We start from the raw sequence: 25,550 nt of genomic DNA on the forward strand, positions 1-25,550 counted from the left end.
CCAGTCCGGAGGAGCGGACCCGCACCCGACCAACCCACGCCCGCCGCAGGCGCAACGGCGAAACGGAGGTACGGCGCCGCAGACGACAACGTGGGAAGCCGGCCAAGTGCAACGGCTAGGCGTCTTTGCGGCGTAGCGTCAGATAACCCCCCGCCAGCGCCACCACCGTCCACCCGATCAGGATCCCCAGTCCGCCCCACGGGCCGTACGGCACGTCGTCGGTGGTTCGGGGGATGACCTGGGTGATCTTCTGGCCCGCCTGGTCCGGGAGGTAGTGGCCGATTCTGCGGGTGGCGGAGACGTTGCTGAGGACGTTGGAGATCAGGAAGAAGAAGGGCATGAGGATGCCCAGCGAGAGCATCGGGCTGCGCAGCATCGTGGCGACCGCCATCGAGAACAGCGCGATCAGGGTCATGTAGAGGGCGCCGCCGATCACGGCCCGCAGGACGCCCGGTTCGCCGAGGTGGGCGCGGAGGTCGCCGAGGGCCGCCTGGCCGGCGAAGAACGTCGCGAAGCTGGTCACCAGGCCGACGGCGAAGACCAGGGCGGTGGCCACCGTCAGCTTGCAGAAGAGGAAGGTGCCGCGCTGCGGGACGGCGGCGAGCGAGGCGCGGATCATGCCGGTGCTGTACTCGTTGGAGACCACCAGCACCCCGAAGACGATCATGGCGAGCTGGCCCAGGCCCATCCCGGCGAAGCTGAGGTTGGTGGCGTCGAAGGGCGGCCGGTCCCGGTCCGGCCGCACCTCGATGTCACGGCTGATGAGGGTGCAGATCAGCACGCCCAGCCCGACGGTGACCAGGACGGCGAGGCCCAGGGTCCACACCGTCGACCGCACCGACCTGATCTTGGTCCACTCCGACCGGATGACCTGCCCGACCGCCGCCACCGTCAGCTCCTCTCGCGCTGCCAGTCCGTGCCCCAGCCGGCGCGCTCCGCCGCCGGTTCGCCGTCGTGGGCGTGGTACTCCACGGCGCCCGCCGTCAGCCGCATGAACGCCTCCTCCAGGGACGCCTGCCGGGGGCTCAGCTCGTGCAGGACCAGCTGGCGGTCGGCGGCCAGGTCGCCCAGGCGTTCCGCGGGCACCCCGTCGACCTCCAGCGTGCCGTCGTCGGCGGCCACTGCGTGGATGCCCTCGTGGATCAGGAGGTCCAGCAGCTTCTCCCGGTCCGGTGAGCGCATCCGGACGTACGAGCGCGAGTTCTGGCGGATGAAGTCCTTCATGGAGGTGTCCGCCAGCAGCCGGCCCTGGCCGATCACCACCAGGTGGTCGGCGGTCAGTGCCATCTCGCTCATCAGGTGGGAGGAGACGAAGACCGTACGTCCCTGGGCGGCGAGGTTCTTCATCAGGTTGCGGATCCAGTGGATGCCTTCGGGGTCGAGGCCGTTGACCGGCTCGTCGAAGAGGAGGATCCGGGGGTCGCCGAGGAGGGCGGCGGCGATGCCGAGCCGCTGGCTCATGCCGAGGGAGAAGCCCTTGGTGCGCTTCCCGGCGACCGAGGTGAGTCCGACGGTGTCGAGGACCTCGGCGACCCGGCTGCGCGGGATCCCGTTGCTCTGGGCCAGGCAGAGGAGGTGGTGGTCGGCGCGTCGTCCGCCGTGTGCCGCCTTCGCCTCCAGCAGTGCGCCGACGTCGGTGAGCGGGTCCTGGAGCCGGCGGTAGTGCTCGCCGTCGATCAGGACCGTTCCGGAGGTCGGGTTGTCGAGGCCGAGCATCATGCGCATCGTCGTGGACTTGCCCGCGCCGTTGGGGCCGAGGAAGCCGGTGACGATGCCGGGCCGCACCGTGAAGCTGAGGTGGTCGACGGCCACCGTGGCGCCATAGTGCTTGGTCAGCCCGTCGAGCTCGATCATGGGCAGCACGCTAGACGGGGCCCCGGGGCCGTGCCACCGGGGCGGGGCTGCCCGACTGACCCGTCATGCCCGGACGGGCCCGTCATGCTCCCGGGACCGCACCGCCGACACGACAGCGCCCCCGTTGCACCGTGGACGGGTGCTACGGGGGCGTGCCGTGCAGAAGGTGTGGCCGCGGGGGGCGAGACCTTCAGCGGGTCTGCTGGGCCGGGACGCCGCGGGTGATGGTCTCCTCGTCGCCGGGGGCGCCGGCCGCGGCCACCGCCGCACCGGTCAGCGTGGCCAGCATCTCGCGGACGTTGGTCAGCTGGGCGTTGATGGAGTCGCGACGGTTGGTCAGGGCCGCCAGCTCGCGCTCGGATTCGCTGCGGATACGATCCGCCTTGGCGTTGGCGTCCGCCACGATGTCCTCCGCCTGGCGCTGCGCGGTCTCCACCGTCTGGCGGGCCCGGCGCTCGGCGTCCGTACGCAGCTTCTCGGCCTCCAGGCGGAGCTGCTCGGCGCGGTGCTCGATCTCCGCGAGCCGCTTCTCGGCCTTGGCCTGGCGCGAGGCGAGGTCACGCTCGGACTGCTCGCGGCGCTTGGCGAGGTTGGTCTCGAAGTCGGCGGCGGCCTGGGCGGCCTTCGCCCGGGTCTCCTCGAAGAGGGAGTCCGCCTCCTCGCGCTTGGACTGCGCGTCCTTCTGGGCCTCGGCCCGCAGCGAGGACGCCTCGCCCTTGGCCTTCTCGACGATCCGGGCGCCCTCGTCCTCCGCCTTCGCCTTCCGCTCGGCGGCGAACTGCTCGGCGTCGTTACGGACCTGCTGGGCGGCCGACTCGGCCAGCTCGCGGTGCTGTTCGGCGGCCCGGCGGGCCTCCTCGCGCAGGTCCTTGGCCTCCTCCTCGGCGAGACGGAGGATCTTCTCGACGCGCGCACCCAGGCCCGCGTAGGACGGTTCGGCGTCATTGACCTGCGCCTGGGCGTTCTGCGTTTCGAGGTGCAGTTCCTCGATCCGCTTTTCCAGCGAAGTGATGCGGGCCAGCGCGCTGTCGCGGTCGGCGACGAGCTTCGTGATGCGGTCATCCACCTGACCGCGGTCGTACCCACGCCGCACGAGCTCGAAGCCGAAGGGGGAGGAAGTGTCGCTCATGGGGTTCCTGTCGAAGAGACCGGTGAGGTGATAAGGAGAATCCTAGGGGCCACAACGGCGTGTCATCGAGCCATTCCAGGTTTGATCTGGAGAATGACCCCTCGTTCGAGTGGCTACCCCTCAGAGGACTTGCCACTCGAACGAGTTGCACCGGCGCCCGCGCCCGCTTTCACCCCGTTGGTCTTGCCTTCCGCGCCCCCGCCGGGCCCTTCGAACGACTCCAGGGCCTCCAGAACGTCCTGCACGCGGGAGATCTCGGCGTTGATGTCCTCGCGCCGGCGCACCAGGACCTCCAGCTCCCGCTTGCCCTCGTCCACGATCCGGGCGGCCTCCGCCTCGGCCTCGCCGCGCATCCGCTCCGCGTCCCGCACCGCCTCGGCCTTCTTGTTCTCGGCCTCCTTGATCAGGCCCTCGGCCTTCTTGACCGCCGCGATCCGGACCTTGCTCGCCTCGCTGTTGGCGTCCGCCACCATCCGGTCGGCCTTCTCCTCGGCCTCGACCTGCTGGGCGGTGGCCTGTGCGACGAGCTTGTCGACCCGCTCGCCGGCGTTCTTCATCGCCTCCGCCGACTCCCGGCGGGCCCGCTCGTGCAGCTCCTCGACCTCGGACTCGGTCCGCCGGCGCAGCTCCTCGGTGCGCTCCCGGATGGCCGTGGCGTCCCCACGGGCCTCCTCCAGCAGCGAGTTGGCGTCCGTACGGGCCTTCTCGACGTGCGCGTTGCCCTCGGCGGTGGCCTCCGCGACGATCCGCTCGGCCTCCTTGCGGGCCGCCCCCACCATCGTGTCGGCCTGCTCCTCGGCGCTGGTGGCCGCCTTGAGCGCCTCCTCCTGGGCCTTGGCGATGAGCTGGTCGGCCTGCTCCGCGGCGTCCCCGCGGCGCTTGGCGGCGTCCTTGCGGGCCTCGTCCAGCAGCCGGTCGGCCTCCTGCTGGGCCTCGGTACGGGTCCGCTCCGCGGCCTCCTCGGCGGCCTCCTCGACCTTCGCGGACTCGGCGCGGGTGCGGGTGGCGTGCTCCTGCGCGGAGGTGACCGTCTCGGCGGCCTCGGCGCGCAGCCGGTCCGCCTCGGCCGTGGCCTCCGAGACCAGCTCGTCGGCCTGCTGCGCGGCGTCCGCACGCGTCTTGTTGGCGGCCTCGCGCGCCTCGTCGCCGGTCCGCTCGGCGTCCTGGCGGGCGCTCTCCAGCACCTCGTCCGCCTCGGCCCGCAGCCGCTCGGCCGTGTCGGTGGCCTCCGCCACCAGCGCCCGGGCCTGCTCCTCGCCCTCCGCGCGCAGCCGCTCGGCGGCCTCCCGGCCCTCCGCGACCGTACGGTCCGCGTCGTCCTGCGCCGAAGACGTCAGCTCGGTGGCCTCGTTGACGATCCGTTCGGCCTCCGCGCGGGCCTCCGAGACCAGCTCGTCGACCTGCTCGGCGGCCTCCGCACGCATCCGGTTCGCGTCGTTGCGCGCCTCGGCCCGGGCCCGTGCCGCGTCCTGCTCGGCCGACGCCAGCGCGTCCGAGGCGTCGGTACGCAGCTGCTGCGCCTTCGCCGTGGCGTCCGCGACCAGCTTCTCGGCCCGCGCGGTCGCCTCCGACACCCGCTGCTCGGCCTGCCCGTCGGCCTCCGCCCGCGCCGTGTCGGCGTCCCGGCGCGCCTCGTCGAGCACCCCGGCCGCCTCCGTACGCAGCCGCTCGGCCTCCTCGATGGCCTCCGAAACCGTCCGCTCGGCAAGGGACTTCGCGGCGTCCGACGACTCCTGCGCCTCGCGCCGGATGCGGGCCGCGTCCTCCGAGGCGCGCTCCCGCTCCTCGTAGGCGTCCTTGCGGACCCGGTCCGCCTCGTCCTGGGCCTCCGACTTCGTCCGCTCCGCGGCGTGCTCGGCCGCCGACCGCAGCCCGGCGATCTCCTCGTCGGCCTGCTCGCGCAGCCCCGCGACCGAGTCCCGCACCTGCTGCGCGGTCTGCTCGGCCGCCGACACCAGCTCGGCCGCGCGCCGGTCCGCCTCCTCGACCAGCCGCTCGGCCTCCTCCTGCGCCTCGCTCACCCGCTTACGGGCCGACGCCAGCAGCTCCTCGCTCTGCTCACGCGCCGCGGTGCGCTCCTGGTGGGCCTCCTCGCGGGCCTCGCCCAGCAGCTGCTCGGCCTCCCGGCGCCGCCGCGCGGCCTCCTCCTGGGCCTCGGCCAGCGCCTCCGCCGCTTCCGCACCCGTGCGCTCCGCGGCGGCCGCCGCCTCCGCGCGCACCCGGTCGGCGGTCTCCTGCGCCTCCTCCTTCAGCCGCTCCGCCTCGGCCGCCGCCTCCTCGCGCAGCCGCCCGGCGACCGACTCGGCCTCCGAGCGCGCCGCCGAGGCGTCCTCCGCGGCCTCCGTACGGAGCCGCTCGGCCGCCTCCTCGGCCTCCTGCTGGAGCGCCCGGCGCCGCTCGGCGGCCTCCGCCTTGAGCCGGGCCGCCTCCTCCTGGGTCTCCCGGCGCAGCCGCTCCGCCTCCGCGCGGGCGTCGCGCAGCGCCTCCTCGGCCGTGGCGACCTTGCTCTCCGCCTCGCCGCGCAGCCGGTCCAGCTCCGCCGCCGCCTCGGCCCGGCGCTCGGCCATGGCCTCCTCGGCCTCCGTGCGCAGCCGCGCGGCGGCCTTCTCGGCCTCGGCACCGACCAGTTCGGCGGCCTCGGCGCCCTCGGTCAGCAGCTGTTCGGACTCCTGACGGGCCCGCTCCAGCGCCTCCTCGGCCTGCCGGCGCAGCGCGGTGGCCCGCTCGATGGCCTCGGTGCGGACCCGCTCGCTCTCCGAGACCGCGCCCGAACGGGTCTCCTCGGCATCGGACTTGGCCTTGGCCAGCAGCTCCTCGGCGGTTCCGGCCGCCTCCTCGATCTGCTGCACCGCCTCCCGGCGGGCCTCGGCGCGGATCCGCTCGCCCTCGGCGACCGCCTCCGCCCGCAGCTGTTCGGCCTCGCCGCGCAGCCGCCGTGCCTCCTCCTGGAGTTCGACGGTCTTGGCGCGGTACTCCTTGGTGTCGTCCTTCGCCGCGCCCTTGAGCTGGGCCGCGGTGTCATGCGCCTCTTCGCGCAGCCGGTCCGCCTCGGCCTCGGCCTCCCGGCGCAGCCGTTCGGCCTCCTCCGCGGCCGCCTTGGTGGTGGCCTCGGCGTCCTTGGACGCCTTCGTCAGCACCTCCTCGGCGGTCCGGGCCGCCTTCGCCAGCTGCGCCGCCGAGTCCTCCGCGGCCTTCGCCCGCGCGCCCTCCTGGGCCTCGGCGACCAGCCGCTCGGTCTCCTGGCGGGCGTCGTCCCGCAGCTGCTCGGCCTCCGCCCGGAGCGCCTCGGCCTCCTTGGTGGCCTCGGCGACCAGCCGGGCGACCTCCGCCTTGGCGGTGCGCGTGCGCTGCTCGTTCTCCGACTCGGCGGCGGTCAGCCGCTTGGTGGCGTTCTGCTGCGCCTCCTCGACCAGCTTCTCCGCCTCGGCGCGCGCCTCGCGCAGCGCCGCGTCCGCCTCCTGGACCCGGGCCTCGGCGGTACGGGTCAGCTCCGCGGCCTGCCGGCGCGCCTCCTCGGACTCGGCGCCGGTGGCGGTGCGCAGCTGTTCGGCCTGGTCGGTGGCCTCCTGGGCCTGGTCGGACGCGGCGGTCAGCAGCCGCTCGGCGTCCGTACGTGCCCGGCGCAGGATGGATTCGGCTTCGGCGCGGGCCTCTTCGGCCTCCGCGCCGAGCCGCTCACGGGCCCGCTCGGCCAGCCGCTGGGCCTCGGCCCGCGCGGACGCCAGCGCCTGCTCGGCCTCCGCCCGGGACTCCTCCATCAGCCGACGGGCCTGCGACTCCGTACGGGCGCGCAGCTGTTCGGCCCAGGCGACGTTCTCGTTGACGTGCGATTCGACGGTCTGCCGACGCTCGTTCAGCTCCTCGTCGAGGCGCTGGCGGCGGGCGACCGCCTCGGCGTGCAGCTCGGCCTCCAGCCGGGACTGCCGCTCCGCCTGCTCCTGCAGCAGCCGCTGGGTCTGCGCCCGCGCCTCCCGCAGCTCCCGCTCGGCGTCCGAGCGCAGCTGGTCGGCCTGGATCTGCGCATTGCGCAGCAGCTGTTCGGCCTGGTGGCTGAGGTTGTCGTAGGCAGGGCGGGACGCGAGGTTGCGGCGCGCCTCGTGCAGCTTGGCGCGCAGCACCTCGACCTGGTAGCCGAGGTCGTCGGCGTGCTGGACGGCCTTGTCCCGCTCGGTCTTCAGCCGCTCCATCTCGGCTTCGAACTGCGAGAGGTGGTCGGCCTCAGCCCACTTACGCTCCTGGCGTTCGTTGCCCCGCACTGCGCGGTCCCATCCGTCCCCTGGTCATGGTGGCGGTCGGCTCCGGTGCTGCGGCGTTCGTCCCGTACACGTCGTGTCGTACCGGTCTCATGCCCTGTTGGAGCCGACCCTTCCGAAGAAATGGTGTCAGATCATCGGCGGAGTCCTGGACCGAGCCCCATTCCCGTACCCCGGCCGAGGCTGCACTCTACCGGCCGGGGAAGGGTGAAGGTCAGTGCTCCGTCGCGCCGGGCGACGCGGCGGTGACGAGTTCGGTGAGCACGCCGTGGCAGTCCTTGGGGTGCAGGAAGGTGATCCGCGAATCCATCGAACCCCTCCTGGGCTCGTCGTAGAGGACCCGGACGCCCTTGCCGCGGATGGCCGCCGCGTCCGCGTCGACGTCGGCCGTGCCGAAGGCGATGTGGTGCACGCCCTCACCGTGCCTGGCCAGCCACTTGGCCACCGTGGAGTCCTCCCGGACGGGCTCCAGGAGCTGGAGGTACGAGGCGCCGCCGTCCGAGGTCCCGTTGATCCTGAGCATGGCTTCCCGGACGCCCTGCTCCTCGTTGACCTCGGTGTGGAACACCTCGAAGCCGTACGTGGCACGGTAGAACTCGACAGTCCTGTCGAGGTCGAAACAGGCGATCCCGATGTGGTCGATGCGCGTCAGCATGGCTCCAGTGCACCGCCCGCATGGCTGGTTACGCAACGTGCGCGCGATCACACCGAAAGGCCGGTGACCGAAGCGCGTACCGCTCAGTACATTGACGGGAACCCTCGTTAACTTCCCGGCAAAGGAAGGCCGCATCGCATGTCTGCAACCAACGGCACGAACGGCACGACCTCAGTGATCGTGGCGGGTGCCCGCACCCCGATGGGGCGGCTCCTGGGATCCCTGCGGACCTTCTCCGGCGCCGACCTGGGAAGCTTCGCCATCAAGGCGGCGCTGGACCGGGCGGGCATCGGCGGCGACCAGGTGCAGTACGTGATCATGGGCCAGGTACTCCAGGCCGGGGCGGGGCAGATCCCGGCACGCCAGGCCGCGGTCAAGGCCGGCATCCCCATGAGCGTCCCCGCGCTCACCGTCAACAAGGTCTGCCTCTCCGGCCTGGACGCCATCGCGCTGGCCGACCAGCTCATCCGGGCCGGCGAGTTCGACATCGTCGTCGCCGGCGGCCAGGAGTCCATGAGCAACGCCCCGCACCTGCTCCCCAAGTCGCGGGAGGGCTACAAGTACGGCGCCGTCGAGATGCTCGACGCGATGGCCCACGACGGCCTCACCGACTCCTTCGAGGGCATCGCCATGGGCGAGTCCACCGAGAAGCACAACTCCCGCCTCGGCATCGGCCGCGAGGAGCAGGACGCGGTGGCCGCCGGATCGCACCAGCGCGCCGCGGCCGCCCAGAAGAACGGCATCTTCGAGGCCGAGATCACGCCCGTGGCCGTCTATCCCAGTCAGAGGGGCCCGCAGCGCAAGGGCGAGCCGGTCGTCGTCAGCAAGGACGAAGGCATCCGCCCGGAAACCACGGTCGAGTCGCTGGCCAAGCTGCGCCCGGCGTTCGCCAAGACCGGCACGATCACCGCCGGTACGTCCTCGCAGATCTCCGACGGTGCGGCCGCCGTCGTCGTGATGAGCAAGGCGAAGGCCGAGGAGCTGGGCCTGGAGTGGATCGCCGAGATCGGCGCGCACGGCAACGTCGCGGGCCCCGACAACTCGCTCCAGTCCCAGCCGTCCAACGCCATCAACCACGCCCTGGGCAAGGAGGGCCTGACCGTCGGTGATCTTGACCTGATCGAGATCAACGAGGCGTTCGCGGCGGTCGCCGTGCAGTCAATGAAGGATCTCGGGGTATCCCCGGAAAAGGTGAATGTCAACGGTGGCGCGATCGCGCTGGGCCACCCGATCGGGATGTCCGGCGCCCGCATCGTGCTGCACCTCGCCCTGGAGCTGCGCCGGCGCGGCGGCGGAGTGGGGGCCGCCGCGCTCTGCGGTGGCGGCGGCCAGGGCGACGCGCTGATCATTCGCGTACCGGGCAAGTAAGCGGGTCCGGCCGGGCCGGACGCGGCGGAGCGAACCGAAGGAGACGGCGGCGATGGTGGACGTCCCCCAGCTGGTGGAGCAGGCCCGGGAGGGCCGGCCGAGGGCGGTGGCGCGGCTGATCTCCCTCGTGGAGGGAGCGGCGCCGGAGCTGCGCGAGGTGATGGCGGCGCTGGCCCCGCTCACCGGCAACGCCTACGTGGTCGGCCTGACCGGATCGCCCGGCGTCGGGAAGTCCACCACCACCTCCGCCCTGGTGACCGCGTACCGCAGGACCGGCAAACGGGTCGGCGTCCTCGCCGTCGACCCGTCCTCGCCGTTCTCCGGCGGCGCCCTGCTCGGCGACCGCGTCCGCATGTCGGAGCACGCCTCCGACCCCGGCGTCTACATCCGCTCCATGGCCACCCGGGGCCACCTGGGCGGCCTGGCCTGGGCGGCACCGCAGGCGATCCGGGTCCTGGACGGGGCCGGCTGCGAGGTGATCCTCGTCGAGACGGTCGGTGTCGGCCAGTCCGAGGTGGAGATCGCCTCGCAGGCCGACACCAGCGTGGTGCTGCTCGCCCCCGGAATGGGCGACGGCATCCAGGCCGCCAAGGCCGGAATCCTGGAGATCGGCGACGTCTACGTCGTCAACAAGGCCGACCGGGACGGCGCCGACGCCACCGCCCGGGAGCTGAACCACATGCTCGGCCTGGGCGAGGCGCGGGCCCCGGGGGACTGGCGCCCGCCGATCGTCAAGACCGTCGCGGCGCGCGGCGAGGGCGTCGACGAGGTCGTCGAGGCCCTGGAGAAGCACCGGGCCTGGATGGAGGAGCGCGGCGTGCTCGCCGAGCGCCGCCTCGCCCGGGCGGCCCACGAGGTCGAGACGATCGCGGTCACCGCGCTGCGCGAACGCATCGGCGACCTGGGCGGCGACCGCCGCCTGAGCCTGGCCGCACTGGCCGAACGCATCGTCGCCGGCGAGACGGACCCGTACCGGGCGGCCGACGAACTCGTCGACGGCCTGACGAACGGCAACGGGGGCTAGGGCGCTTCTTTTGGATCAGCCTGCGGTCTCGGTGGGCCCGCCTGCGGTCTCGGTGGGCCGGCCTGCGGCGTCGTGGGTCGGCCTGCGGCATCGTGGCGCCTGGCCCGTCCCGCCGGAATACCCGCCCCACCCCACCCCGTTGTGGCCTGCAAGGGGCGCTCGCGTCCCTTAGGGGATCTGTTCGAACGCCCCCTAGGGGTTCCCGTCAGTCGTCCGCGCCGTCGTTGTCGTCGTCGTCCGCGCTGTCGGCGCGGTGCGCCGGGGCCGCGGTCAGCTTGCCGGACTGGGGGTCGACCAGCAGCTTGTGCTCCCGGCCGTCCTGGGTGACGGTCTCGACCTCCCAGACGGCCTTCGTGCGGTGGTCCCCGTCCAGCTCGATGGAGGTCACCGTGCCGTGCGCCCGGGCGGCCGTGCGGGCCGCGGCCGAGGCGTCGGTCCGCGCGCCCTGGAGGGCCGCCGCGGCGCGGGCGTGATCGTCGTCGTCCCCGTGGTCGAGGCGCTGGTTCAGGACGCGCGCGGTGCGGGCGTCGAGGGTGATCTCGTGCCAGCGGCCGTCCCGGCCGAGGACGTCGGCGTCCCAGACGAGTCCCGGCCGGTCCTGGTCGAGGTCGAGCCCGGCCACCGTGCCGGGTACGGCGTTCAGGGCGGCGGCCGCGGCCTCGGGGGCGGTCACCTTCGCGGCGGCGGCCTCGCGGACGTCCTCCTGGTCGTACGCGCCCCGGGCGGTCACGCCCTGCGCCGTGGTCTGCGTGCCGGCCCCCGCGCCGCTGTCGCCGCTGACCGCGACGGCGGTGACCGTACCGCCGACGATCAGCGCGGCAGCGGCGGCGGTGGCGATGACGATGTGGCGCTTCATGGTGATCTCCCCTGTGATCTGTGACCTTTGATCGGTGATCATTGGTCTGCGGTCCGTGGTCTTCCGTGGTCCGTGGTCTGCGGTGACAGCGCGGTTTCTTACGCTGTACCGACACAGTGGCCGGGCGAAGCTGAAGGGAACCTGAAGCCGGCTGAAGAGAGCTTCAGGTTCGCGGTGGCACCCTGTCGTCATGCGCCTGTTGATCGTGGAGGACGAGAAGCGACTGGCCCTGTCGCTGGCGAAGGGCCTGACGGCCGAGGGGTACGCGGTCGATGTGGTGCACGACGGCCTGGACGGGCTGCACCGGGCGACCGAGGGTACGTACGACCTGATCGTGCTGGACATCATGCTGCCGGGCATGAACGGCTACCACGTCTGCGGAGCGCTGCGGGCGGCCGGCAGCGACGTACCGGTGCTGATGCTGACCGCCAAGGACGGCGAGTACGACGAGGCCGAGGGGCTGGACACCGGCGCCGACGACTACCTGACCAAGCCGTTCTCGTACGTCGTGCTGGTGGCGCGGGTGAAGGCGCTGCTGCGGCGGCGCGGACGGAGCGCACAGCCGGTGCTGCGGGTGGGCGCGCTCGCCGTCGACCAGGGGGCCCGGCGGGTCGAGAAGGACGGCGCCGAAGTGCCGCTGACCGCCAAGGAGTTCGCCGTGCTGGAGCAGCTGGCGGTGCGGCCGGGCGAGGTGGTCTCCAAGGCGGAGATCCTGGAGCACGTCTGGGACTTCGCCTACGAGGGCGACGTCAACATCATCGAGGTCTATGTGAGCGCGCTGCGGCGCAAGCTCGGCGCGGGCCACATCGTCACGGTGCGCGGCGCGGGATACCGGCTGGTGGCCGGTGGCTAGGGCACGCCGCGGAATGCCGGGTTCGGTACGGGCCAGGGCGGCGGCCGGTGCCACGGTGGTGGTGGCGCTGGCGCTGATCGCCGCGGGCACCGCGGTGCTGCTGGTGCTGCGCGGCAACCTGCAGGGCCAGGCCGGGCTCCAGGCGGAGGTCGCGGCCCGTGAGGTCGCCACTCAAATCGCCACCGGAACGGCGTACGGCCGGCTGGACCTGCCGGACGGCGACGACCATCCGGTGGTGGTCACCGGTGAGCACGGCCGGGTGCTGGCGGTGAGCGAGGACGTACGGGCCGTCGACGGGAAGCCGGTGCGGCAGGCGAAGCCGGCGCCGGGGGGCGGCGCGCCGACGCCGACGGGTGACGACGACGATGACGCGGAGGAGAGCGGCGAGCCGCTGCCCGGTGAGGTCGACGACGAGGTGCGGCACCAGGACGGGACCGCGGACGTCGACGGCAAGGTCGGCGACTACCGGTTCGCGCTGGTCGAGGCGAAGGACGGCCAGGGGGAGAAGTTCACGGTGCGGGCGGGTTCGCCGCTGGCGCCGGAGCGCGCGGCCGTCGGGTCGGTCCGCGACGCGATGCTGATCGGGCTGCCGCTGCTGCTCGTGGTGGTGGCCGGGGTGACCTGGCTGGTGACCCGGCGGGCGCTGCGGCCGGTGGAGGGCATCCGGGCGGAGATGGCGGCGATCACGGCCAGTACGGACCTGTCGCGCCGGGTGCCGGAGCCGCGGGCGCGGGACGAGATCGCCCGGCTGGCGCGTACCACCAATGAGACGCTGGCCGCGCTGGAGACGAGCGTGGAGCGGCAGCGGCGGTTCGTCGCGGACGCCTCGCACGAGCTGCGCAGCCCGATCGCGAGCCTGCGCACCCAGCTGGAAGTGGGTGTGGCGCACCCGGAGTTGCTGGACGTGCCGGGGGCGGTGGCGGACACCGTACGGCTCCAGCGGCTGGCGGCGGACCTGCTGCTGCTGGCTCGGCTGGACGCGGGGGAGCGGCCGGCGGACGCCCGGGTCGACCTGGCGGCGATGGTGCGCGAGGAGGTCTCGCAGCGGGTCGGCGACCGGATCCCGGTACGGGTGGCCGAGCCGGCGAGCCTGGAGGTGCGGGGGTCCCGGAGCCAGTTGGCGCGGGTGCTGGGCAACCTGCTGGACAACGCGCAGCGGCATGCCGTCTCGTCCGTACGCGTGACCGTGGAGCGGGCGGGGGAGTGGGCGGTGCTACGGGTCGAGGACGACGGGCCCGGGGTGCCGGAGGGGGAGCGGGAGCGGATCTTCGAGCGGTTCGTACGGCTTGACGACGCCCGGGCGCGGGACGACGGCGGGGCCGGGCTGGGGCTGGCCATCGCCCGGGATGTCGCGGTGCGGCACGGTGGTTCGCTGACCGTGCCGGAGGGGCCGGCGCGGGCGGGTGCGGTGTTCGAGCTGCGGCTGCCGCCGGCCGGCTGAGCCGGGCCGGCGGGTGCCGCCGGCCGGGGTCAGAGGCCGTTGCGGTGTGCGCGGAGGTGCTCGGCCACGGGGGTGAGCGAGGTGCGGAGCGCTTCGAGGTCCTCGGGGGCGAAGAGGTCGATGAAGTGCCTGCGGACCGAGGCGACATGGTGCGGGGCGACCCGGCGCATGGTGTCCCAGCCCTCGTCGGTCAGGACGGCGTAGAGGCCTCGGCGGTCCGACTCACAGCTCTCCCGGCGCACCAGGCCGGCGTTCTCCATGCGGGTGATCTGGTGGGAGAGACGGCTTTTGGACTGCAGGGTGTTGGCTGCCAGGTCGCTCATCCGGAGCCGGTGGTCCTCGGCCTCGGAGAGGTTGACCAGGATCTCGTAGTCGTTGTTGGTCAGGCCGAACGGCTGGAGATCGCGCTCGAGTTGGTGCATCAGCAGTCGGCTGACGTCCAGATGAGTGCGCCAGGCACGCTGCTCCTGGTCGGTCAGCCAGGGGGTGTCGCTGTCGGTCGTCATGGAGGAATTCTACCCGCAAATGTTGAATAGCGAATTAACTGGGCTGTATGGGTTGTTCGGGACTGGTGTGGGTTGTTCGGGCGGCGAGGACGGTGACCCCGGCCGGCCGGGACCGGCGGTGGTTGGTCAGACGTTCGAGGTCACCGTCCGCAGACTACCGCTCACAGCCCGAAGCGGCGCTGGAGGCTCCCGAGGTTGCCGGGCAACTGGGGCAGTTGTGAGCCACTGGGCGAAACGTGTCCGCCACCGCCCGGAACGCCCTCCTCGGCCGGTACCGCACCGGTCTCCAGCTCCGGCATCAGCTGCTCCGTCGACTGCAGCAGGACCGTGCCGGCGCCCACGAACTCGAACTGGTGCTCCTCGCCGGACGCCCCGCCGATACCGGTGTGCGCCCGCAGCCCGCCCAGGAATCCCCGCAGGTACTGGTGGTCGTAGTGGTGGCACGGGGAGGGGCAGTCCGCCCAGCCGACCAGCGCCTGGGGGTCCACCCGGAGCGGTGGCTCCATGAAGACCACCGGTCCGTTGGAGGCGGCCACGAACTTGCCCGTCCCGATGAGGGTGAGGAACCCCGGAATGATCGACTGCTTCAGCGACAGAGATGGCTGAAACGCGAGCAAGTTGCCCGAGCGAATCGTGAGGTTGCCATCCTCGAGATCGTACGAATTCACATCGAAGGCACGGTCCGCGAGCAGCATCTTTCCCCGGCCCTCGGCGACCACCCAGTCCGCGGCGTGCAGTGGCGAATGAAAACTTCCGGCGATCAGCCCCTCCAGCCGGCCGTGCCCGATGCCCTGGAAGTCGATCTGCCCGTAATAGGCGATCATCTTCCCCTTCTGCAGGAACCACTGGCCGTTCAGCTCGATGCTGAAGGTGTACGCATTGACGTTGTCGTCGGCCGGGAGCGAAAAGACGTCGTGGACGACCGGACCGGTCACCGCTTCTTCTCCGATCACAGCTTCTCCTCCGACGCCTGGACGTAGACGGTGCCCTGGCCCGACAGCTCCAGCTGGAAGGCCTCGCCGGAGCCCCGGCCGACCATCTCGCGCCAGCCGAGCGCGGTGGACAGTTTGTTGCGGACCTCGCCGCGGTGCGCCACATAGGCCTGCGGGTCGACATGCACCGGGCGCTGGGGCGTGATCGGCAGCTCGATGACGCCGCCGTGCGCCATCACCGCCGCCGAGCCGGCACCCGTGAGGGTCGTGGTGAACAGGCCCTGGCCGGTGACCTGGCCGCGCACCATCCCCATCACCCCGCCCTGCGCCCCCATGAACATCGTGCCCTGCTGCAGCGAGCCGTCGAAGGCCAGCAGCCGGTCGGCCTCGACGTACAGCGTCTCGCCCGTCAGGTCGACGACGTGGACGTGATGGCCGCCGTGGCCGAACATCACGGTGCCGCTGCCGTCGACGGTCATGAGCGGCGCGGCCTCGCCGGCGATCCGGCGGCCGATCATCGAGCCGAGCCCGCCCTGGCCGCCCTGGATGTTCGGGGTGAACCGCACCTCGCCGCGGTAGGCGAGCATCGCCCCGCGCTGGCTGAACATCCGCTGGCCCGGTCCGATCCTGGCCTCCACCATGTACGCGTTGACCGCCGTGAACGGCATCAGACGTCACCCCCGACCGTCTCGCGCTCGCTCGGCTGGACGTACACCAGGCCCTCGCCCTCGAAGCGGATCTGGAAGGCCTCGCCGGAGCCCTCCCCCATGAACGTGCGGAAGTTCACCCCGGACTGGAACTGCTGCCGGAGGTCGCCCGTATGCGCCACATACGCGCCCGGGTCGACCTGGAGCGGGCTCTGTTTGGTGACCCGCAGCGCCACCGCCGGACCGTGGGAGATGATCGCCGCCTGTCCGCTGCCCTCGACCGTCGTCGTGAACAGCCCGTTGCCCTGCGAGGCGCCGCGCAGCCCGGTGAACGTCGTGCCCGTCCGCAGCGCCGCGTCCGTGCACAGCAGATTGCCGGCCTCCACATAGAGTTTCTCGCCGTGCAGCCGCACGAGGTTGATCTCGCTGGCGCGGTCGGCGAAGTAGCAGGTGCCGTGCCCCTTCACCTCCATCACGGCCATCTGTTCCCCGGTCAGCCGCCGGGTCACCATGCCACGCAGACCCTCACCGCCCCCGGTCATCTTCTTGAACGACATCTGGCCGTCGTACGCGACCATCGAGCCGTTCTTCGCCTTCACCGCGTCGCCCGTCATGTCGACGGCGAGCACTTTGCTCCCCTGGAGCCGAAACTGAGCCACGGGTCAGACGGTAGTCGGCGCGGGGCGTGCGGGGGAGATTCCCGACCCCTGACGCAACCCTGGAATCTCCCCGAGGTGTTTCCGGTGGCTTCTGGAGGCGTCTCCGGTGCCTCCCCTGACTCCCGGAGGCACGGCGCGGCACGGCGAGCCCCCGGGTGACCGCGCTCACCTCCCCCCGGCGCGTTGATCGCCGGGACGGCTGCGACAATAGGGCTGCGCTTGTGAACTCATGCACAAGCGCAGCATGCTCCCCCCGCCACCCGAACGAGGTTCTCGTGGACATCAAGACCGCCGCCGCCCTGCACCGCCTGCGCCTGGCATCCATCCCGGAGGCGCTCTCCTTCCCGGCCCTGCTGATCTTCGGCACCGGCTTCCGCCTGGCCTTCGACTACGACACCCTGGTGATGCCCCTCGGCATGCTCCACGGCCTGCTCTTCATCACCTACGCCGTGCTGCTGCTGGACGTGTGGAACCGCACCAAGTGGCCCTTCAAGCGCGTCGCCTTCTTCTTCGTGCTGGCGATCCTGCCGTTCGGCGGCCTCTACGGGGACCGGGTCCTGAAGCGGGAAGAGGAGGCCGGCGTGATCGCCGCCCGTGCCCGCCGGGAAGGCACCGTGAACGCGTGACCGGACCGTCGCCCGTTCCGTAAGCGCAAGGCGGCGCCCCCGCAACCCCGGAGGCGCCGCCTCGTCACCGCGAAGGCGCCGCCCCCGCAACCCCGAAGGGGCCGCGGGGAGTTCCGCCGAAGGCTGAAGGCCGGACGACGGGGGCGGCGCCTGGCAGGCTGCCGTCATGTCCTCGTCCACCGGGCCGGGTCGCGCCACCGGCTACCGCGCCGTCTTCGCCGTCACCGAGTTCCGGTACGTCTTCGCCGCGCATCTGCTCTCCTCCCTCGGCGTGGTCGTCTGCGAGATCGCGCTGAGCGTCCTGGTCTTCCGGCTGACCGAATCGCCGCTGCTGAGCGCCCTGACGTTCGCGCTGGGCCTGCTGCCGTACGTCGTCGGCGGGACACTGCTGTCCGCGGTCGCCGACCGCTACCCGGCCCGCCGGGTGCTGGTCGGCTGCGACGCGCTGTGCGCGCTGGCCGCCGCGGGCATGGTCGTGCCCGGAACGCCGGTCGCCGTGCTGCTCGCCCTGCGCTGTGTGACCGCCGCCGTCGCACCGGTCTTCGCCGGTACCCGGGCCGCGACGCTGGAGGACATCCTGGGCGAGGGGGAACCGTTCGTCCTGGGGCGCTCGGTGATCCGGATCGTCAACCAGAGCGCGCAGCTGGCCGGATTCGGGGCCGGCGGCCTGCTGCTGGTGGTGGCCTCCCCCGAAGCGGTGCTCGCGGTCACCGCCGCCACCTTCACCGCCTCCGGGCTGCTGCTGCGGCTGGGGACCCGCGCCCGTCCGGCCCGTGACGGCGCGCGCGACGACACGCGCGGGGCGCTGCTGGGGGCCTCGCTGGGCGGCGCCCGCCGGCTGCTGGCCGACCGCCGGGTGCGGGCGCTGCTCCTGCTGACCTGGCTGCCGCCGACGTTCGTCGTCGTCCCGGAGGCGCTGCTGATCCCCTACGCCGACCGGCTGGGGGTGGGCCCGGCCGGTGCGGGGCTGCTGATGTGCAGCATGCCCGTCGGCGCGGTGGTGGCGGAGAGCCTGGTCGGTTCCTTCCTCGGCCCGGAGGCCCGCAGCAGGCTCACCTTCCCCATGGGTGTCTTCGCCGTCCTGCCGTCCCTCGGGTTCGCCGCCGGGCCCTCGCTCGGCTGGGCGGTGCTGCTGCTGGTGCTGACCGGTACCGGCATCTCGTACAACTTCGGTGTCGACCGGTGGTTCGTCGCCGCGGTCCCCGGGCAGCTGCTGGGCCAGGCGATGACGCTGACGCAGGCGGGCCGGATGACGGTCATGGGCCTGGCGATGGGCGCGGCCGGTGTCGCCGCGGAGTACGCGCCGCTGCGGGTGGTGATGCCGGCGGCCGGGGTGGTGGGGGCGGTGTGCGTCCTGGCGGTGATCGCCGAGGTGCGGCGTACCCGGCGCGGCGACGACACGGCCGACGGCCGCCACGGCGAGGCCGGCCGGGGGACGCACGGCGGCCTGCTGCCGACCGAAAGCTGAGACGTGGCTGACCACGATATGACCGCCCGGTAGGGTCGGAGGCGTGTCGAAGCCGCTCAGCCTTGCATTCGATCCCATCGCCCGCGCCGACGAACTCTGGCGGCAGCGGTGGGGTGCCGTGCCCTCGATGGCCGCGATCACCTCGATCATGCGCGCCCATCAGATCCTGCTGTCCGAAGTGGACGCGGTGGTCAAGCCGTACGGGCTGACCTTCGCGCGCTACGAGGCGCTGGTGCTGCTGACCTTCTCCAAGGCGGGGGAGCTGCCGATGTCGAAGATCGGCGAGCGGCTGATGGTGCACCCCACGTCGGTGACGAACACCGTCGACCGGCTGGTGAAGTCCGGCCTCGTCGCCAAGCGCCCCAACCCGAACGACGGCCGGGGCACGCTCGCCTCCATCACGGACAAGGGACGCGAGGTATGCGACGCCGCCACCCGGGACCTGATGGCGATGGACTTCGGACTGGGCGCGTACGACGACGAGGAGTGCGCGGAGATCTTCGCGATGCTGCGGCCGCTGCGCATCGCTGCGCGAGACTTCGAGGACGAGGCCTGAGGCGATCCCCGCGTCCGCGGGGGTTTTTCGGGCGGTTACGCTCATATCCATGAAACGAAGCGTGCTGACCCGCTACCGGGTCATGGCCTATGTGACCGCCGTCATGTTGCTCGTCCTGTGCGCCTGCATGGTGGCCAAGTACGGCTTCGGCACGGGCAAGGACCTCACCCTCGTCGTCTCGCAGATCCACGGCGTGCTCTACATCATCTACCTGGTCTTCGCCTTCGACCTGGGCTCCAAGGCCAAGTGGAAGTTCGGCAAGCTCCTGTGGGTGCTGGTTTCGGGGACGATCCCCACGGCGGCCTTCTTCGTCGAGCGCAAGGTCGTGCGGGAGACCGAGCCCCTGATCGCCGGTAACGCTCCGGAGCCGGTCAAGGCCTGACGGCGGCCCGACGGACCCTTTCTCGCTACCCAGCGTGATGATTGAAGTCGGTCCACCCTCTCCCATCGACATTTACTAGGACGTCCTAGTAAATTCGAAGGTATGGACGCTGACGCGATCGAGGAAGGCCGCCGTCGCTGGCAGGCCCGGTACGACGCGGCCCCGACGCGGGACGCGGACTTCAGCACGCTCTCCGGCGATCCCGTCGACCCGGTGTACGGACCCCGGCCCGGGGACACGTACGAGGGCTTCGAGCGGATCGGCTGGCCGGGCGAGTTCCCGTACACCCGGGGCCTGTACGCGACCGGCTACCGGGGGCGCACCTGGACGATCCGCCAGTTCGCCGGCTTCGGCAACGCCGAGCAGACCAACGAGCGCTACAAGATGATCCTCAAGGCGGGCGGAGGCGGCCTCTCCGTCGCCTTCGACATGCCGACCCTCATGGGCCGTGACTCCGACGACCCCCGCTCGCTCGGCGAGGTCGGGCACTGCGGTGTCGCCATCGACTCGGCGGCCGACATGGAGGTGCTGTTCAAGGACATCCCGCTGGGCGACGTCACGACCTCCATGACGATCTCCGGGCCCGCCGTCCCGGTCTTCTGCATGTACCTCGTCGCCGCCGAGCGCCAGGGCGTCGACCCGTCCGTCCTCAACGGCACGCTCCAGACGGACATCTTCAAGGAGTACATCGCCCAGAAGGAGTGGCTCTTCCAGCCCGAGCCGCATCTGCGCCTCATCGGCGACCTGATGGAGCACTGCGCGCACGGCATCCCCGCGTACAAGCCGCTGTCGGTCTCCGGCTACCACATCCGCGAGGCGGGGGCCACCGCCGCGCAGGAGCTCGCCTACACCCTGGCGGACGGCTTCGGCTACGTGGAACTGGGGCTCAGCCGCGGCCTGGACGTCAACGCCTTCGCGCCCGGCCTGTCGTTCTTCTTCGACGCCCATGTCGACTTCTTCGAGGAGATCGCCAAGTTCCGTGCGGCGCGCCGGATCTGGGCCCGCTGGATGCGCGACGTGTACGGCGCGACGAGCGAGAAGGCGCAGTGGCTGCGCTTCCACACCCAGACCGCCGGTGTCTCGCTGACCGCCCAGCAGCCGTACAACAACGTCGTACGCACCGCGGTCGAGGCGCTGGCGGCCGTGCTGGCCGGCACCAACTCCCTGCACACCAACGCCCTGGACGAGACCCTCGCGCTCCCCAGCGAGCAGGCCGCGGAGATCGCGCTGCGCACCCAGCAGGTGCTGATGGAGGAGACCGGCGTCGCCAACGTCGCGGATCCGCTGGGCGGTTCCTGGTACGTGGAGCAGCTGACGGACCGGATAGAGGCGGACGCCGAGAAGATCTTCGAGCGGATAAAGGAGCGGGGCCTGCGGGCGCACCCCGACGGCCGGCACCCGATCGGCCCGGTGACCTCCGGCATCCTGCGGGGCATCGAGGACGGCTGGTTCACCGGCGAGATCGCCGAGTCCGCCTTCCGCTACCAGCAGGCCCTGGAGAAGGGCGACAAGAGGGTCGTCGGCGTCAACTGCCACGAGGGCTCGGTCAGCGGCGACCTGGAGATCCTCCGGGTCAGCCACGAGGTCGAACGGGAGCAGGTACGCGTCCTCGCGGCCCGTAAGGCGGCCCGTGACGACGTCCGGGTGCGCACCGCCCTGGACGGCCTGCTCGCCGCGGCCCGCAACGGCGGCAACATGATCGAGCCGATGCTGGACGCGGTACGGGCCGAGGCGACGCTCGGCGAGATCTGCGGGGTGCTGCGGGACGAGTGGGGGGTCTACACCGAGCCGGCCGGGTTCTGAGGCGACAGCCCCCTGGGCCTGACCCGTCGGACAGGCTCCTGGGCCCTGTCGTCAATCTCCCGCCCAGCCGCCCCCCGTCGCCGTCGTCCCCGGCGCGAGCGGCATCCGCAGCCGGAAGAGCGCGCCGCCGCCCGGTGCCTGCTCCGCGGTGAGTTCGGCGCCGTGGGCGCGGGCGATCTGGCGGGCCATGGCCAGGCCCAGGCCGGAGCCGGGGAGGGCGCGGGCGGACTGGGCGCGGTAGAAGCGGTCGAAGACATGCGGGAGGTCCTCGGGGGCGATTCCGGGGCCGTGGTCGCGGACGGTCAGGTCCAGTTCCCCTCGTACCCGACTCGACGCGGGGCCCGGTACGAGGGTGAGTTCGGTGTCCACGGGGCCGCCGGGCGGGGAGAACTTGGCGGCGTTGTCGAGGAGGTTGGACAGCAGCCGGGTGAGCCGGGCCGGGACGCCGGGGACGGTGAGCCCGGCGGCGGCCGGGTCGACGGCGAGGGTGAAGGCGATCTCCGGCCAGTGCTCGCGGGCGGCGCCCACCGTGTGCTCCAGGAGGGCCGCCGGGCGCACCTGCTCGACCAGGGGCCGGGGTTCCTCGTCGCGGGCGAGTTCGATGAGGTCGTTGACGAGGGTGGTGACCTCGCGCAGCTGGCGGCCCAGGGCCGTGGCGGCGCGGTCGCGCTGGGCGTCGGTCAGCCGGCCGGCGCGGGCCAGGAGTTCGGCGTTGGTGCGGAGCGCGGTCAGGGGGGTGCGCAGTTCGTGGGAGGCGTCGGCGACCAGCCGGCGCTGGGCGGTGACGGACTGTTCCAGGGCGCCGAGCATGGTGTTGAAGGTGGCGGCGAGGCGGGTGAGTTCGTCCTCGCGGGACGCCGGCCCGGCGGGCAGGGCGATGCGGTGACGGGCGTCGGGGCTGGCGGCGACCCGTTCCGCGGTGGCGGTCAGCCGGGCGATCGGGGCCAGGCCCGTACGGGAGACGCCGTAGCCGAGGGCGCCGGCCAGCAGGATCCCGGCGGCGCCGACCCCGGACAGCGCCCAGGCGGCCTGCCGCACGCCGCGCTCGACGGTGTCCGAGCGGAGCGCCACCTGGAGGGCCTGGGCCCGGCCGGGGTGGTGGACGGTGTACATCCGGACGGGCTGTCCGGCGACCGTGAGCTCGCTGTAGTACGCCGCACGGTGGCCGGCGGCGACCTGGCGGGTGGCGCCGGTGACGGGCAGGGCCTGGTAGCCGCCGCGCGGGTCCTTCGCCGGGTCGGCGGAGACGATCTGTACGCAGGCCGCGGCCGGGTACTGGCAGGTCGCGTCGCCCGGGGTCGGGCCCCAGTCCCGGGTCCGCTGGAAGAGCTGGGTCGCCGTCTGGGCCAGGTTGAGCTCCAGCTGACGGGTCATCTGGTAGCGGATGACGACGAACGCGGCGGCGCAGACGCCGACGGCCACCACGGCCACCGCGGCGGACGCGGCCAGCGCCAGGCGGGTGCGCAGCGGACGGCGCCGCCGCCAGCGCGCGCCCAGGCCGCGGGTGCCGGTCACCGCTCCTCCGCGTGGTCCAGGCGGTAGCCGATGCCGTGCACAGTGTGGACGAGGCGGGGCTCGCCGCCCGCCTCCAGTTTGCGGCGCAGGTAACCAATGTAGACGGCCAGGGAGTTGGAGTCCGGACCGAAGTCGCGGCCCCACACCCGCTCCAGGATCATCTCGCGCGGCAGCACCTGGCCCGGGTGCAGCAACAGCAGCTCCAGCAGCGCCCATTCGGTACGGCTGAACTCCACCGCGCGGCCCGCCCGGTGGCCGCTGCGGGTCACCGGATCGACGACCAGGTCGCCGAAGGAGAGCCGGGTGTCCTCGACGGCGCCGGCCGCGGCCCGGCGCAGCAGTGCCCGGACCCGGGCCACCAGCTCGTCCAGGGCGAACGGCTTGACCAGGTAGTCGTCGGCGCCGGCGTCGAGGCCGTCGACCCGTTCGCTGACCGAGTCCAGCGCGGTCAGGACGAGGATGGGGGTGCGGTCGTCGAGGGCGCGCAGCCGGCGGCAGACGGCGAGGCCGTCCAGCACCGGCATCATCACGTCCAGCACGATGGCGTCCGGCTGCCAGGCGGCGACCTCCGACAGGGCGGCCAGGCCGTCGGCCGCACCGCGTACGGTGTACCCCTCCACGGCGAGGCCGTCCGTCACGGCGGCGCGGACCTCCGGTTCGTCGTCGACGACGAGGATCCTGGGACTGTCCGCGGGCTCGGGCGGAACGGAGAACGACGGCATGGAGAACGGCGGCATGGCTACAGGCTGCCAAACCCTCTCTTAGAACGTTCTTAGGGCGCCTCGCGAGCGTGGCGGCCATGCGCACACCACTCTCCGTCGTGATCGGTGCGGGCGGCACCGGCGGCCACATCTACCCAGGACTCGCCCTCGCCGACGCGCTCCGCCGGGCCGTGCCCGACGCGGTGATCTCCTTCGTCGGGACCGAGCGCGGTCTGGAGACGCGGCTGATCCCGCAGGCCGGATACCGGCTGCACACCGTCGACATGATCCCCTTCGATCCGTCCCTCGGCGCCCGGCGGTACCTGCTGCCGGCCGCGCTGCTGAAGTCCGGCGCCCAGTGCCGGGCCATCCTCCGCGAACAGCGGGCCCAGGTCGCGGTCGGGATGGGCGGCTACCCCAGCGCCCCGGTGATCGTCGGGGCGCGGCTCGCGGGCCTGCCGAGCCTGATCCACGAATCCAATGCGGTGCCGGGCCGCGCCAACCGCTTCGCGGCCCGGCTCACCCCGCACCTCGCCCTCGCCTTCGACCGCAGCCGGCCGCACCTGGCCGGCGGCGAGCGGGCCGAGACGGTGGGGATGCCGCTGGTCGGGCCGCTGGCAGAGCTGGACCGTACGGCGCTGCGGCCCGCCGCCCGCAGGGCGCTGGGCGTCCCGGACGGCGCGCGGCTGCTGCTCGTCAACGGCGGCAGCCTGGGCGCGGCCCGGCTGACCGAGGCCGCGGTGGGCCTCGCCGCCCGCTACCGCTCCCGGACGGATCTACGCCTCCTGATCAAGACCGGCCCGGCGGCCCTGGAGGAGACCCGGGCGCTGCTCGCGGCCAACGGCGGGGCGGCCGTGGCCGAGGCCGTGCCCTATCTCGACCGGATGGATCTGGCGTACGCCGCCGCCGATCTCGTGGTGTGCCGGGCCGGTTCGGCGACCGTCGCCGAGCTCGCCACGATCGGGATGCCCGCCGTCCTGGTGCCGTATCCGCACGCGCCCGGCGACCACCAGACCCACAACGCGCGGGTGCTCTCCGACGCCGGCGCGGCGGAGCTGCTGCCCGACGCGGAGACCTCGGCGGAGCGCCTGGACGCGCTGGTCGCGCCGCTGCTGGCGGACCCCGGCCGGCTCACCGCGATGGGCACCGCCGCCGACCCCGGCACCCATGCCCGGGCCGCCGACCTGCTGGCCGCCAAGACGCTGAAGCTGGCCGGCCACCCCTACGCCCCCCACCAGAACACCTACCTCAAGGAGTCAGCATGAGCAGCAGCACCACCCAGCAGTGGACGGGCCGCCGGGTCCTGGTCACCGGAGCCGAGGGGTTCATCGGCTCGACCCTGGTCGACCTGCTGGTCGAGGCCGGTGCCGAGGTCCGCGCCTTCGTCCACTACAAGCCGTACGCCGAGAAGGGCAACCTGGCGCGCTACCTGCGGCCGGGCGGCCCGGTGGAGATGATCGCGGGGGACGTCCGGGACGCCGGGCGGGTGGCGGACGCGGTCGCGGGCTGCGACACGGTCTTCCACCTGGCCGCGCTGATCGGCATCCCGTACAGCTACGACTCGCCCGGCGCGTACGTGCAGACGAACGTGGTGGGCACGGAGAACATCGCGGAGGCCTGCCGCCGCCATGCCGTACGGCGGCTGGTGCACACCTCCACCAGCGAGGTCTACGGGACCGCCCGCACCGCGCCGATCTCCGAGGACCACCCGCTCCAGCCGCAGTCGCCGTACTCCGCCTCGAAGATCGGCGCGGACATGATGGCGCTGTCCCACTGGCACGCGTTCGAGCTGCCGGTCACGGTCGTCCGGCCGTTCAACACCTACGGCCCCCGGCAGTCCGCGCGCGCCGTGATCCCCACCATCCTGGCCCAACTCCACTCCGGCGCCCGCCAGATCAAACTGGGCTCGCTCACCCCGACCCGGGACTTCACCTACGTCACCGACACCGCCGCCGGATTCCTGGCGATGGCCGACTGCGACCGGGCGCTGGGGCAGGTCGTCAACCTCGGCACCGGCCGCGAGATCACGATCGGGGCCCTCGCCGAGGCACTGATCGCCGCCTCCGGCCGCGACGCGGAGGTCGTCGTCGACCCGGCGCGACTGCGCCCCTCGGGCAGCGAGGTCGAACGGCTCCTCTCGGACAACTCCCGCGCCCGCGAATGGGCCGCATGGCGGCCCGAGGTCTCGCTGTCGGACGGCCTGAAGCGGACTTCTGAGTGGGTCGAGGAGAACCTCCACCTCTTCGCGCCGAGTCGCTACGCGGTGTAGCTGCGCTGGCTTGCTTCCCACGTTGTCGTCTGCGGCGCCGTACCTCCGCTTCG

The 25,550-nt window shown here is 72.6% G+C and carries 23 protein-coding genes; 11 read left to right on the forward strand and 12 right to left on the reverse strand.

Going from position 1 to position 25,550, the window contains the following annotated elements:
- Positions 1 to 115: 115 nt before the first annotated feature.
- From AZE13_RS03950 to mce, 5 genes are all read right to left on the reverse strand, one after another.
- Positions 116 to 889, reverse strand: a complete 774-nt coding sequence (locus AZE13_RS03950) for an ABC transporter permease (RefSeq protein ID WP_066926769.1) — start codon at positions 887 to 889, stop codon at positions 116 to 118.
- A 2-nt stretch (positions 890 to 891) separates the two neighbouring features.
- On the reverse strand, positions 892 to 1,854 hold the full coding sequence (locus AZE13_RS03955; protein WP_066927247.1) for an ABC transporter ATP-binding protein: 963 nt from the start codon (positions 1,852 to 1,854) through the stop codon (positions 892 to 894).
- Between the two features lie 190 nt (positions 1,855 to 2,044).
- Positions 2,045 to 2,983: a cellulose-binding protein gene (locus AZE13_RS03960; protein WP_066926771.1), complete on the reverse strand. Its 939-nt coding sequence runs from the start codon at positions 2,981 to 2,983 to the stop codon at positions 2,045 to 2,047.
- 113 nt (positions 2,984 to 3,096) lie between these two features.
- Entirely contained in the window at positions 3,097 to 7,239 is a 4,143-nt protein-coding gene (scy, locus tag AZE13_RS03965) for a polarized growth protein Scy (protein WP_066926773.1), read from the reverse strand.
- Positions 7,240 to 7,450: 211 nt separating this feature from the next.
- On the reverse strand, positions 7,451 to 7,891 hold the full coding sequence (gene mce / locus AZE13_RS03970; RefSeq protein WP_066926775.1) for a methylmalonyl-CoA epimerase: 441 nt from the start codon (positions 7,889 to 7,891) through the stop codon (positions 7,451 to 7,453).
- 138 nt (positions 7,892 to 8,029) lie between these two features.
- Between mce and AZE13_RS03975 the strand changes: the two genes are divergently transcribed.
- Together AZE13_RS03975 and meaB are read left to right on the forward strand one after the other, a co-directional pair.
- Complete coding sequence (locus AZE13_RS03975) at positions 8,030 to 9,259, forward strand: acetyl-CoA C-acetyltransferase (RefSeq protein WP_066926777.1); 1,230 nt, start codon at positions 8,030 to 8,032, stop codon at positions 9,257 to 9,259.
- A 52-nt stretch (positions 9,260 to 9,311) separates the two neighbouring features.
- On the forward strand, positions 9,312 to 10,283 hold the full coding sequence (gene meaB, locus AZE13_RS03980; protein ID WP_066926779.1) for a methylmalonyl Co-A mutase-associated GTPase MeaB: 972 nt from the start codon (positions 9,312 to 9,314) through the stop codon (positions 10,281 to 10,283).
- A 205-nt stretch (positions 10,284 to 10,488) separates the two neighbouring features.
- Here meaB and AZE13_RS03985 read toward each other — a convergent pair whose 3' ends face one another.
- Positions 10,489 to 11,139: a PepSY domain-containing protein gene (locus AZE13_RS03985; protein ID WP_066927249.1), complete on the reverse strand. Its 651-nt coding sequence runs from the start codon at positions 11,137 to 11,139 to the stop codon at positions 10,489 to 10,491.
- A gap of 190 nt (positions 11,140 to 11,329) precedes the next feature.
- On the opposite strand from AZE13_RS03985, the gene AZE13_RS03990 reads away from it, so the two are divergent.
- Together AZE13_RS03990 and AZE13_RS03995 are read left to right on the forward strand one after the other, a co-directional pair.
- Complete coding sequence (locus AZE13_RS03990; RefSeq protein ID WP_066926781.1) at positions 11,330 to 11,992, forward strand: response regulator transcription factor; 663 nt, start codon at positions 11,330 to 11,332, stop codon at positions 11,990 to 11,992.
- 13 nt (positions 11,993 to 12,005) lie between these two features.
- Positions 12,006 to 13,433: a sensor histidine kinase gene (locus AZE13_RS03995; protein ID WP_066926783.1), complete on the forward strand. Its 1,428-nt coding sequence runs from the start codon at positions 12,006 to 12,008 to the stop codon at positions 13,431 to 13,433.
- A 29-nt stretch (positions 13,434 to 13,462) separates the two neighbouring features.
- On the opposite strand, the gene AZE13_RS04000 is transcribed toward AZE13_RS03995, so the two are convergent.
- The 4 genes from AZE13_RS04000 to AZE13_RS04015 form a co-directional block, all read right to left on the reverse strand.
- Positions 13,463 to 13,939 carry a MarR family winged helix-turn-helix transcriptional regulator gene (locus tag AZE13_RS04000; protein WP_066926785.1) on the reverse strand — a complete coding sequence of 159 codons (477 nt, stop codon included), beginning with the start codon at positions 13,937 to 13,939 and terminating at the stop codon, positions 13,463 to 13,465.
- A 161-nt stretch (positions 13,940 to 14,100) separates the two neighbouring features.
- Positions 14,101 to 14,874 (reverse strand): AIM24 family protein, encoded by a 774-nt coding sequence (locus AZE13_RS04005; protein WP_066927251.1) that lies wholly within the window; start codon positions 14,872 to 14,874, stop codon positions 14,101 to 14,103.
- Between the two features lie 14 nt (positions 14,875 to 14,888).
- A complete protein-coding gene (locus tag AZE13_RS04010) occupies positions 14,889 to 15,539 on the reverse strand; it encodes an AIM24 family protein (protein WP_066926787.1) in 651 nt (216 codons plus the stop codon).
- The gene (locus tag AZE13_RS04015; RefSeq protein ID WP_079123655.1) at positions 15,539 to 16,177 is read right to left on the reverse strand and encodes an AIM24 family protein; all 639 of its coding nucleotides are present in this window, start codon (positions 16,175 to 16,177) and stop codon (positions 15,539 to 15,541) included. The genes AZE13_RS04010 and AZE13_RS04015 overlap by 1 nt, the downstream gene beginning before the upstream one ends.
- A 275-nt stretch (positions 16,178 to 16,452) precedes the next feature.
- Here AZE13_RS04015 and AZE13_RS04020 point away from each other — a divergent pair, with 275 nt between their 5' ends.
- The 5 genes from AZE13_RS04020 to AZE13_RS04040 all read left to right on the forward strand — a co-directional run bounded on the left by AZE13_RS04020 (position 16,453) and on the right by AZE13_RS04040 (position 21,012).
- On the forward strand, positions 16,453 to 16,803 hold the full coding sequence (locus tag AZE13_RS04020; protein WP_066926791.1) for a DUF3817 domain-containing protein: 351 nt from the start codon (positions 16,453 to 16,455) through the stop codon (positions 16,801 to 16,803).
- A 166-nt stretch (positions 16,804 to 16,969) separates the two neighbouring features.
- Positions 16,970 to 18,271: an MFS transporter gene (locus AZE13_RS04025; RefSeq protein WP_079123656.1), complete on the forward strand. Its 1,302-nt coding sequence runs from the start codon at positions 16,970 to 16,972 to the stop codon at positions 18,269 to 18,271.
- A 43-nt stretch (positions 18,272 to 18,314) separates the two neighbouring features.
- Positions 18,315 to 18,827, forward strand: coding sequence for a MarR family winged helix-turn-helix transcriptional regulator (locus tag AZE13_RS04030; RefSeq protein WP_066926793.1), 513 nt, complete (start codon positions 18,315 to 18,317; stop codon positions 18,825 to 18,827).
- Positions 18,828 to 18,876: 49 nt separating this feature from the next.
- Positions 18,877 to 19,209 (forward strand): DUF3817 domain-containing protein, encoded by a 333-nt coding sequence (locus AZE13_RS04035; RefSeq protein ID WP_066926795.1) that lies wholly within the window; start codon positions 18,877 to 18,879, stop codon positions 19,207 to 19,209.
- Between the two features lie 102 nt (positions 19,210 to 19,311).
- Positions 19,312 to 21,012, forward strand: coding sequence for a methylmalonyl-CoA mutase (locus AZE13_RS04040; protein WP_066926797.1), 1,701 nt, complete (start codon positions 19,312 to 19,314; stop codon positions 21,010 to 21,012).
- A 51-nt stretch (positions 21,013 to 21,063) separates the two neighbouring features.
- On the opposite strand, the gene AZE13_RS04045 is transcribed toward AZE13_RS04040, so the two are convergent.
- Together AZE13_RS04045 and AZE13_RS04050 are read right to left on the reverse strand one after the other, a co-directional pair.
- Complete coding sequence (locus AZE13_RS04045) at positions 21,064 to 22,527, reverse strand: sensor histidine kinase (RefSeq protein ID WP_066926799.1); 1,464 nt, start codon at positions 22,525 to 22,527, stop codon at positions 21,064 to 21,066.
- Positions 22,524 to 23,264 carry a response regulator transcription factor gene (locus AZE13_RS04050; protein WP_079123657.1) on the reverse strand — a complete coding sequence of 247 codons (741 nt, stop codon included), beginning with the start codon at positions 23,262 to 23,264 and terminating at the stop codon, positions 22,524 to 22,526. The genes AZE13_RS04045 and AZE13_RS04050 overlap by 4 nt, the downstream gene beginning before the upstream one ends.
- A gap of 62 nt (positions 23,265 to 23,326) precedes the next feature.
- Between AZE13_RS04050 and AZE13_RS04055 the strand changes: the two genes are divergently transcribed.
- Positions 23,327 to 24,493, forward strand: a complete 1,167-nt coding sequence (locus AZE13_RS04055) for a UDP-N-acetylglucosamine--N-acetylmuramyl-(pentapeptide) pyrophosphoryl-undecaprenol N-acetylglucosamine transferase (protein ID WP_066926801.1) — start codon at positions 23,327 to 23,329, stop codon at positions 24,491 to 24,493.
- Positions 24,490 to 25,497 (forward strand): GDP-mannose 4,6-dehydratase, encoded by a 1,008-nt coding sequence (locus tag AZE13_RS04060; protein WP_066926803.1) that lies wholly within the window; start codon positions 24,490 to 24,492, stop codon positions 25,495 to 25,497. The genes AZE13_RS04055 and AZE13_RS04060 overlap by 4 nt, the downstream gene beginning before the upstream one ends.
- The last annotated feature ends 53 nt before the right edge of the window (positions 25,498 to 25,550 follow it).

Source organism: Streptomyces sp. NBRC 110611, assembly GCF_001590865.1.
Lineage (GTDB): Bacteria > Actinomycetota > Actinomycetes > Streptomycetales > Streptomycetaceae > Streptomyces.

What these genes read in the sequence shown, in the direction of transcription:
- AZE13_RS03955 (WP_066927247.1), bottom strand. Translation starts at nt 1,854, where the DNA reads ATGATCGAGCTCGACGGGCTGACCAAGCACTATGGCGCCACGGTGGCC.
- AZE13_RS03960 (WP_066926771.1), bottom strand. Translation starts at nt 2,983, where the DNA reads ATGAGCGACACTTCCTCCCCCTTCGGCTTCGAGCTCGTGCGGCGTGGG.
- mce (WP_066926775.1), bottom strand. Translation starts at nt 7,891, where the DNA reads ATGCTGACGCGCATCGACCACATCGGGATCGCCTGTTTCGACCTCGAC.
- AZE13_RS03975 (WP_066926777.1), top strand. Translation starts at nt 8,030, where the DNA reads ATGTCTGCAACCAACGGCACGAACGGCACGACCTCAGTGATCGTGGCG.
- meaB (WP_066926779.1), top strand. Translation starts at nt 9,312, where the DNA reads ATGGTGGACGTCCCCCAGCTGGTGGAGCAGGCCCGGGAGGGCCGGCCG.
- AZE13_RS03985 (WP_066927249.1), bottom strand. Translation starts at nt 11,139, where the DNA reads ATGAAGCGCCACATCGTCATCGCCACCGCCGCCGCTGCCGCGCTGATC.
- AZE13_RS03990 (WP_066926781.1), top strand. Translation starts at nt 11,330, where the DNA reads ATGCGCCTGTTGATCGTGGAGGACGAGAAGCGACTGGCCCTGTCGCTG.
- AZE13_RS03995 (WP_066926783.1), top strand. Translation starts at nt 12,006, where the DNA reads ATGCCGGGTTCGGTACGGGCCAGGGCGGCGGCCGGTGCCACGGTGGTG.
- AZE13_RS04000 (WP_066926785.1), bottom strand. Translation starts at nt 13,939, where the DNA reads ATGACGACCGACAGCGACACCCCCTGGCTGACCGACCAGGAGCAGCGT.
- AZE13_RS04010 (WP_066926787.1), bottom strand. Translation starts at nt 15,539, where the DNA reads ATGCCGTTCACGGCGGTCAACGCGTACATGGTGGAGGCCAGGATCGGA.
- AZE13_RS04025 (WP_079123656.1), top strand. Translation starts at nt 16,970, where the DNA reads ATGTCCTCGTCCACCGGGCCGGGTCGCGCCACCGGCTACCGCGCCGTC.
- AZE13_RS04035 (WP_066926795.1), top strand. Translation starts at nt 18,877, where the DNA reads ATGAAACGAAGCGTGCTGACCCGCTACCGGGTCATGGCCTATGTGACC.
- AZE13_RS04040 (WP_066926797.1), top strand. Translation starts at nt 19,312, where the DNA reads ATGGACGCTGACGCGATCGAGGAAGGCCGCCGTCGCTGGCAGGCCCGG.
- AZE13_RS04050 (WP_079123657.1), bottom strand. Translation starts at nt 23,264, where the DNA reads ATGCCGCCGTTCTCCATGCCGTCGTTCTCCGTTCCGCCCGAGCCCGCG.
- AZE13_RS04055 (WP_066926801.1), top strand. Translation starts at nt 23,327, where the DNA reads ATGCGCACACCACTCTCCGTCGTGATCGGTGCGGGCGGCACCGGCGGC.
- AZE13_RS04060 (WP_066926803.1), top strand. Translation starts at nt 24,490, where the DNA reads ATGAGCAGCAGCACCACCCAGCAGTGGACGGGCCGCCGGGTCCTGGTC.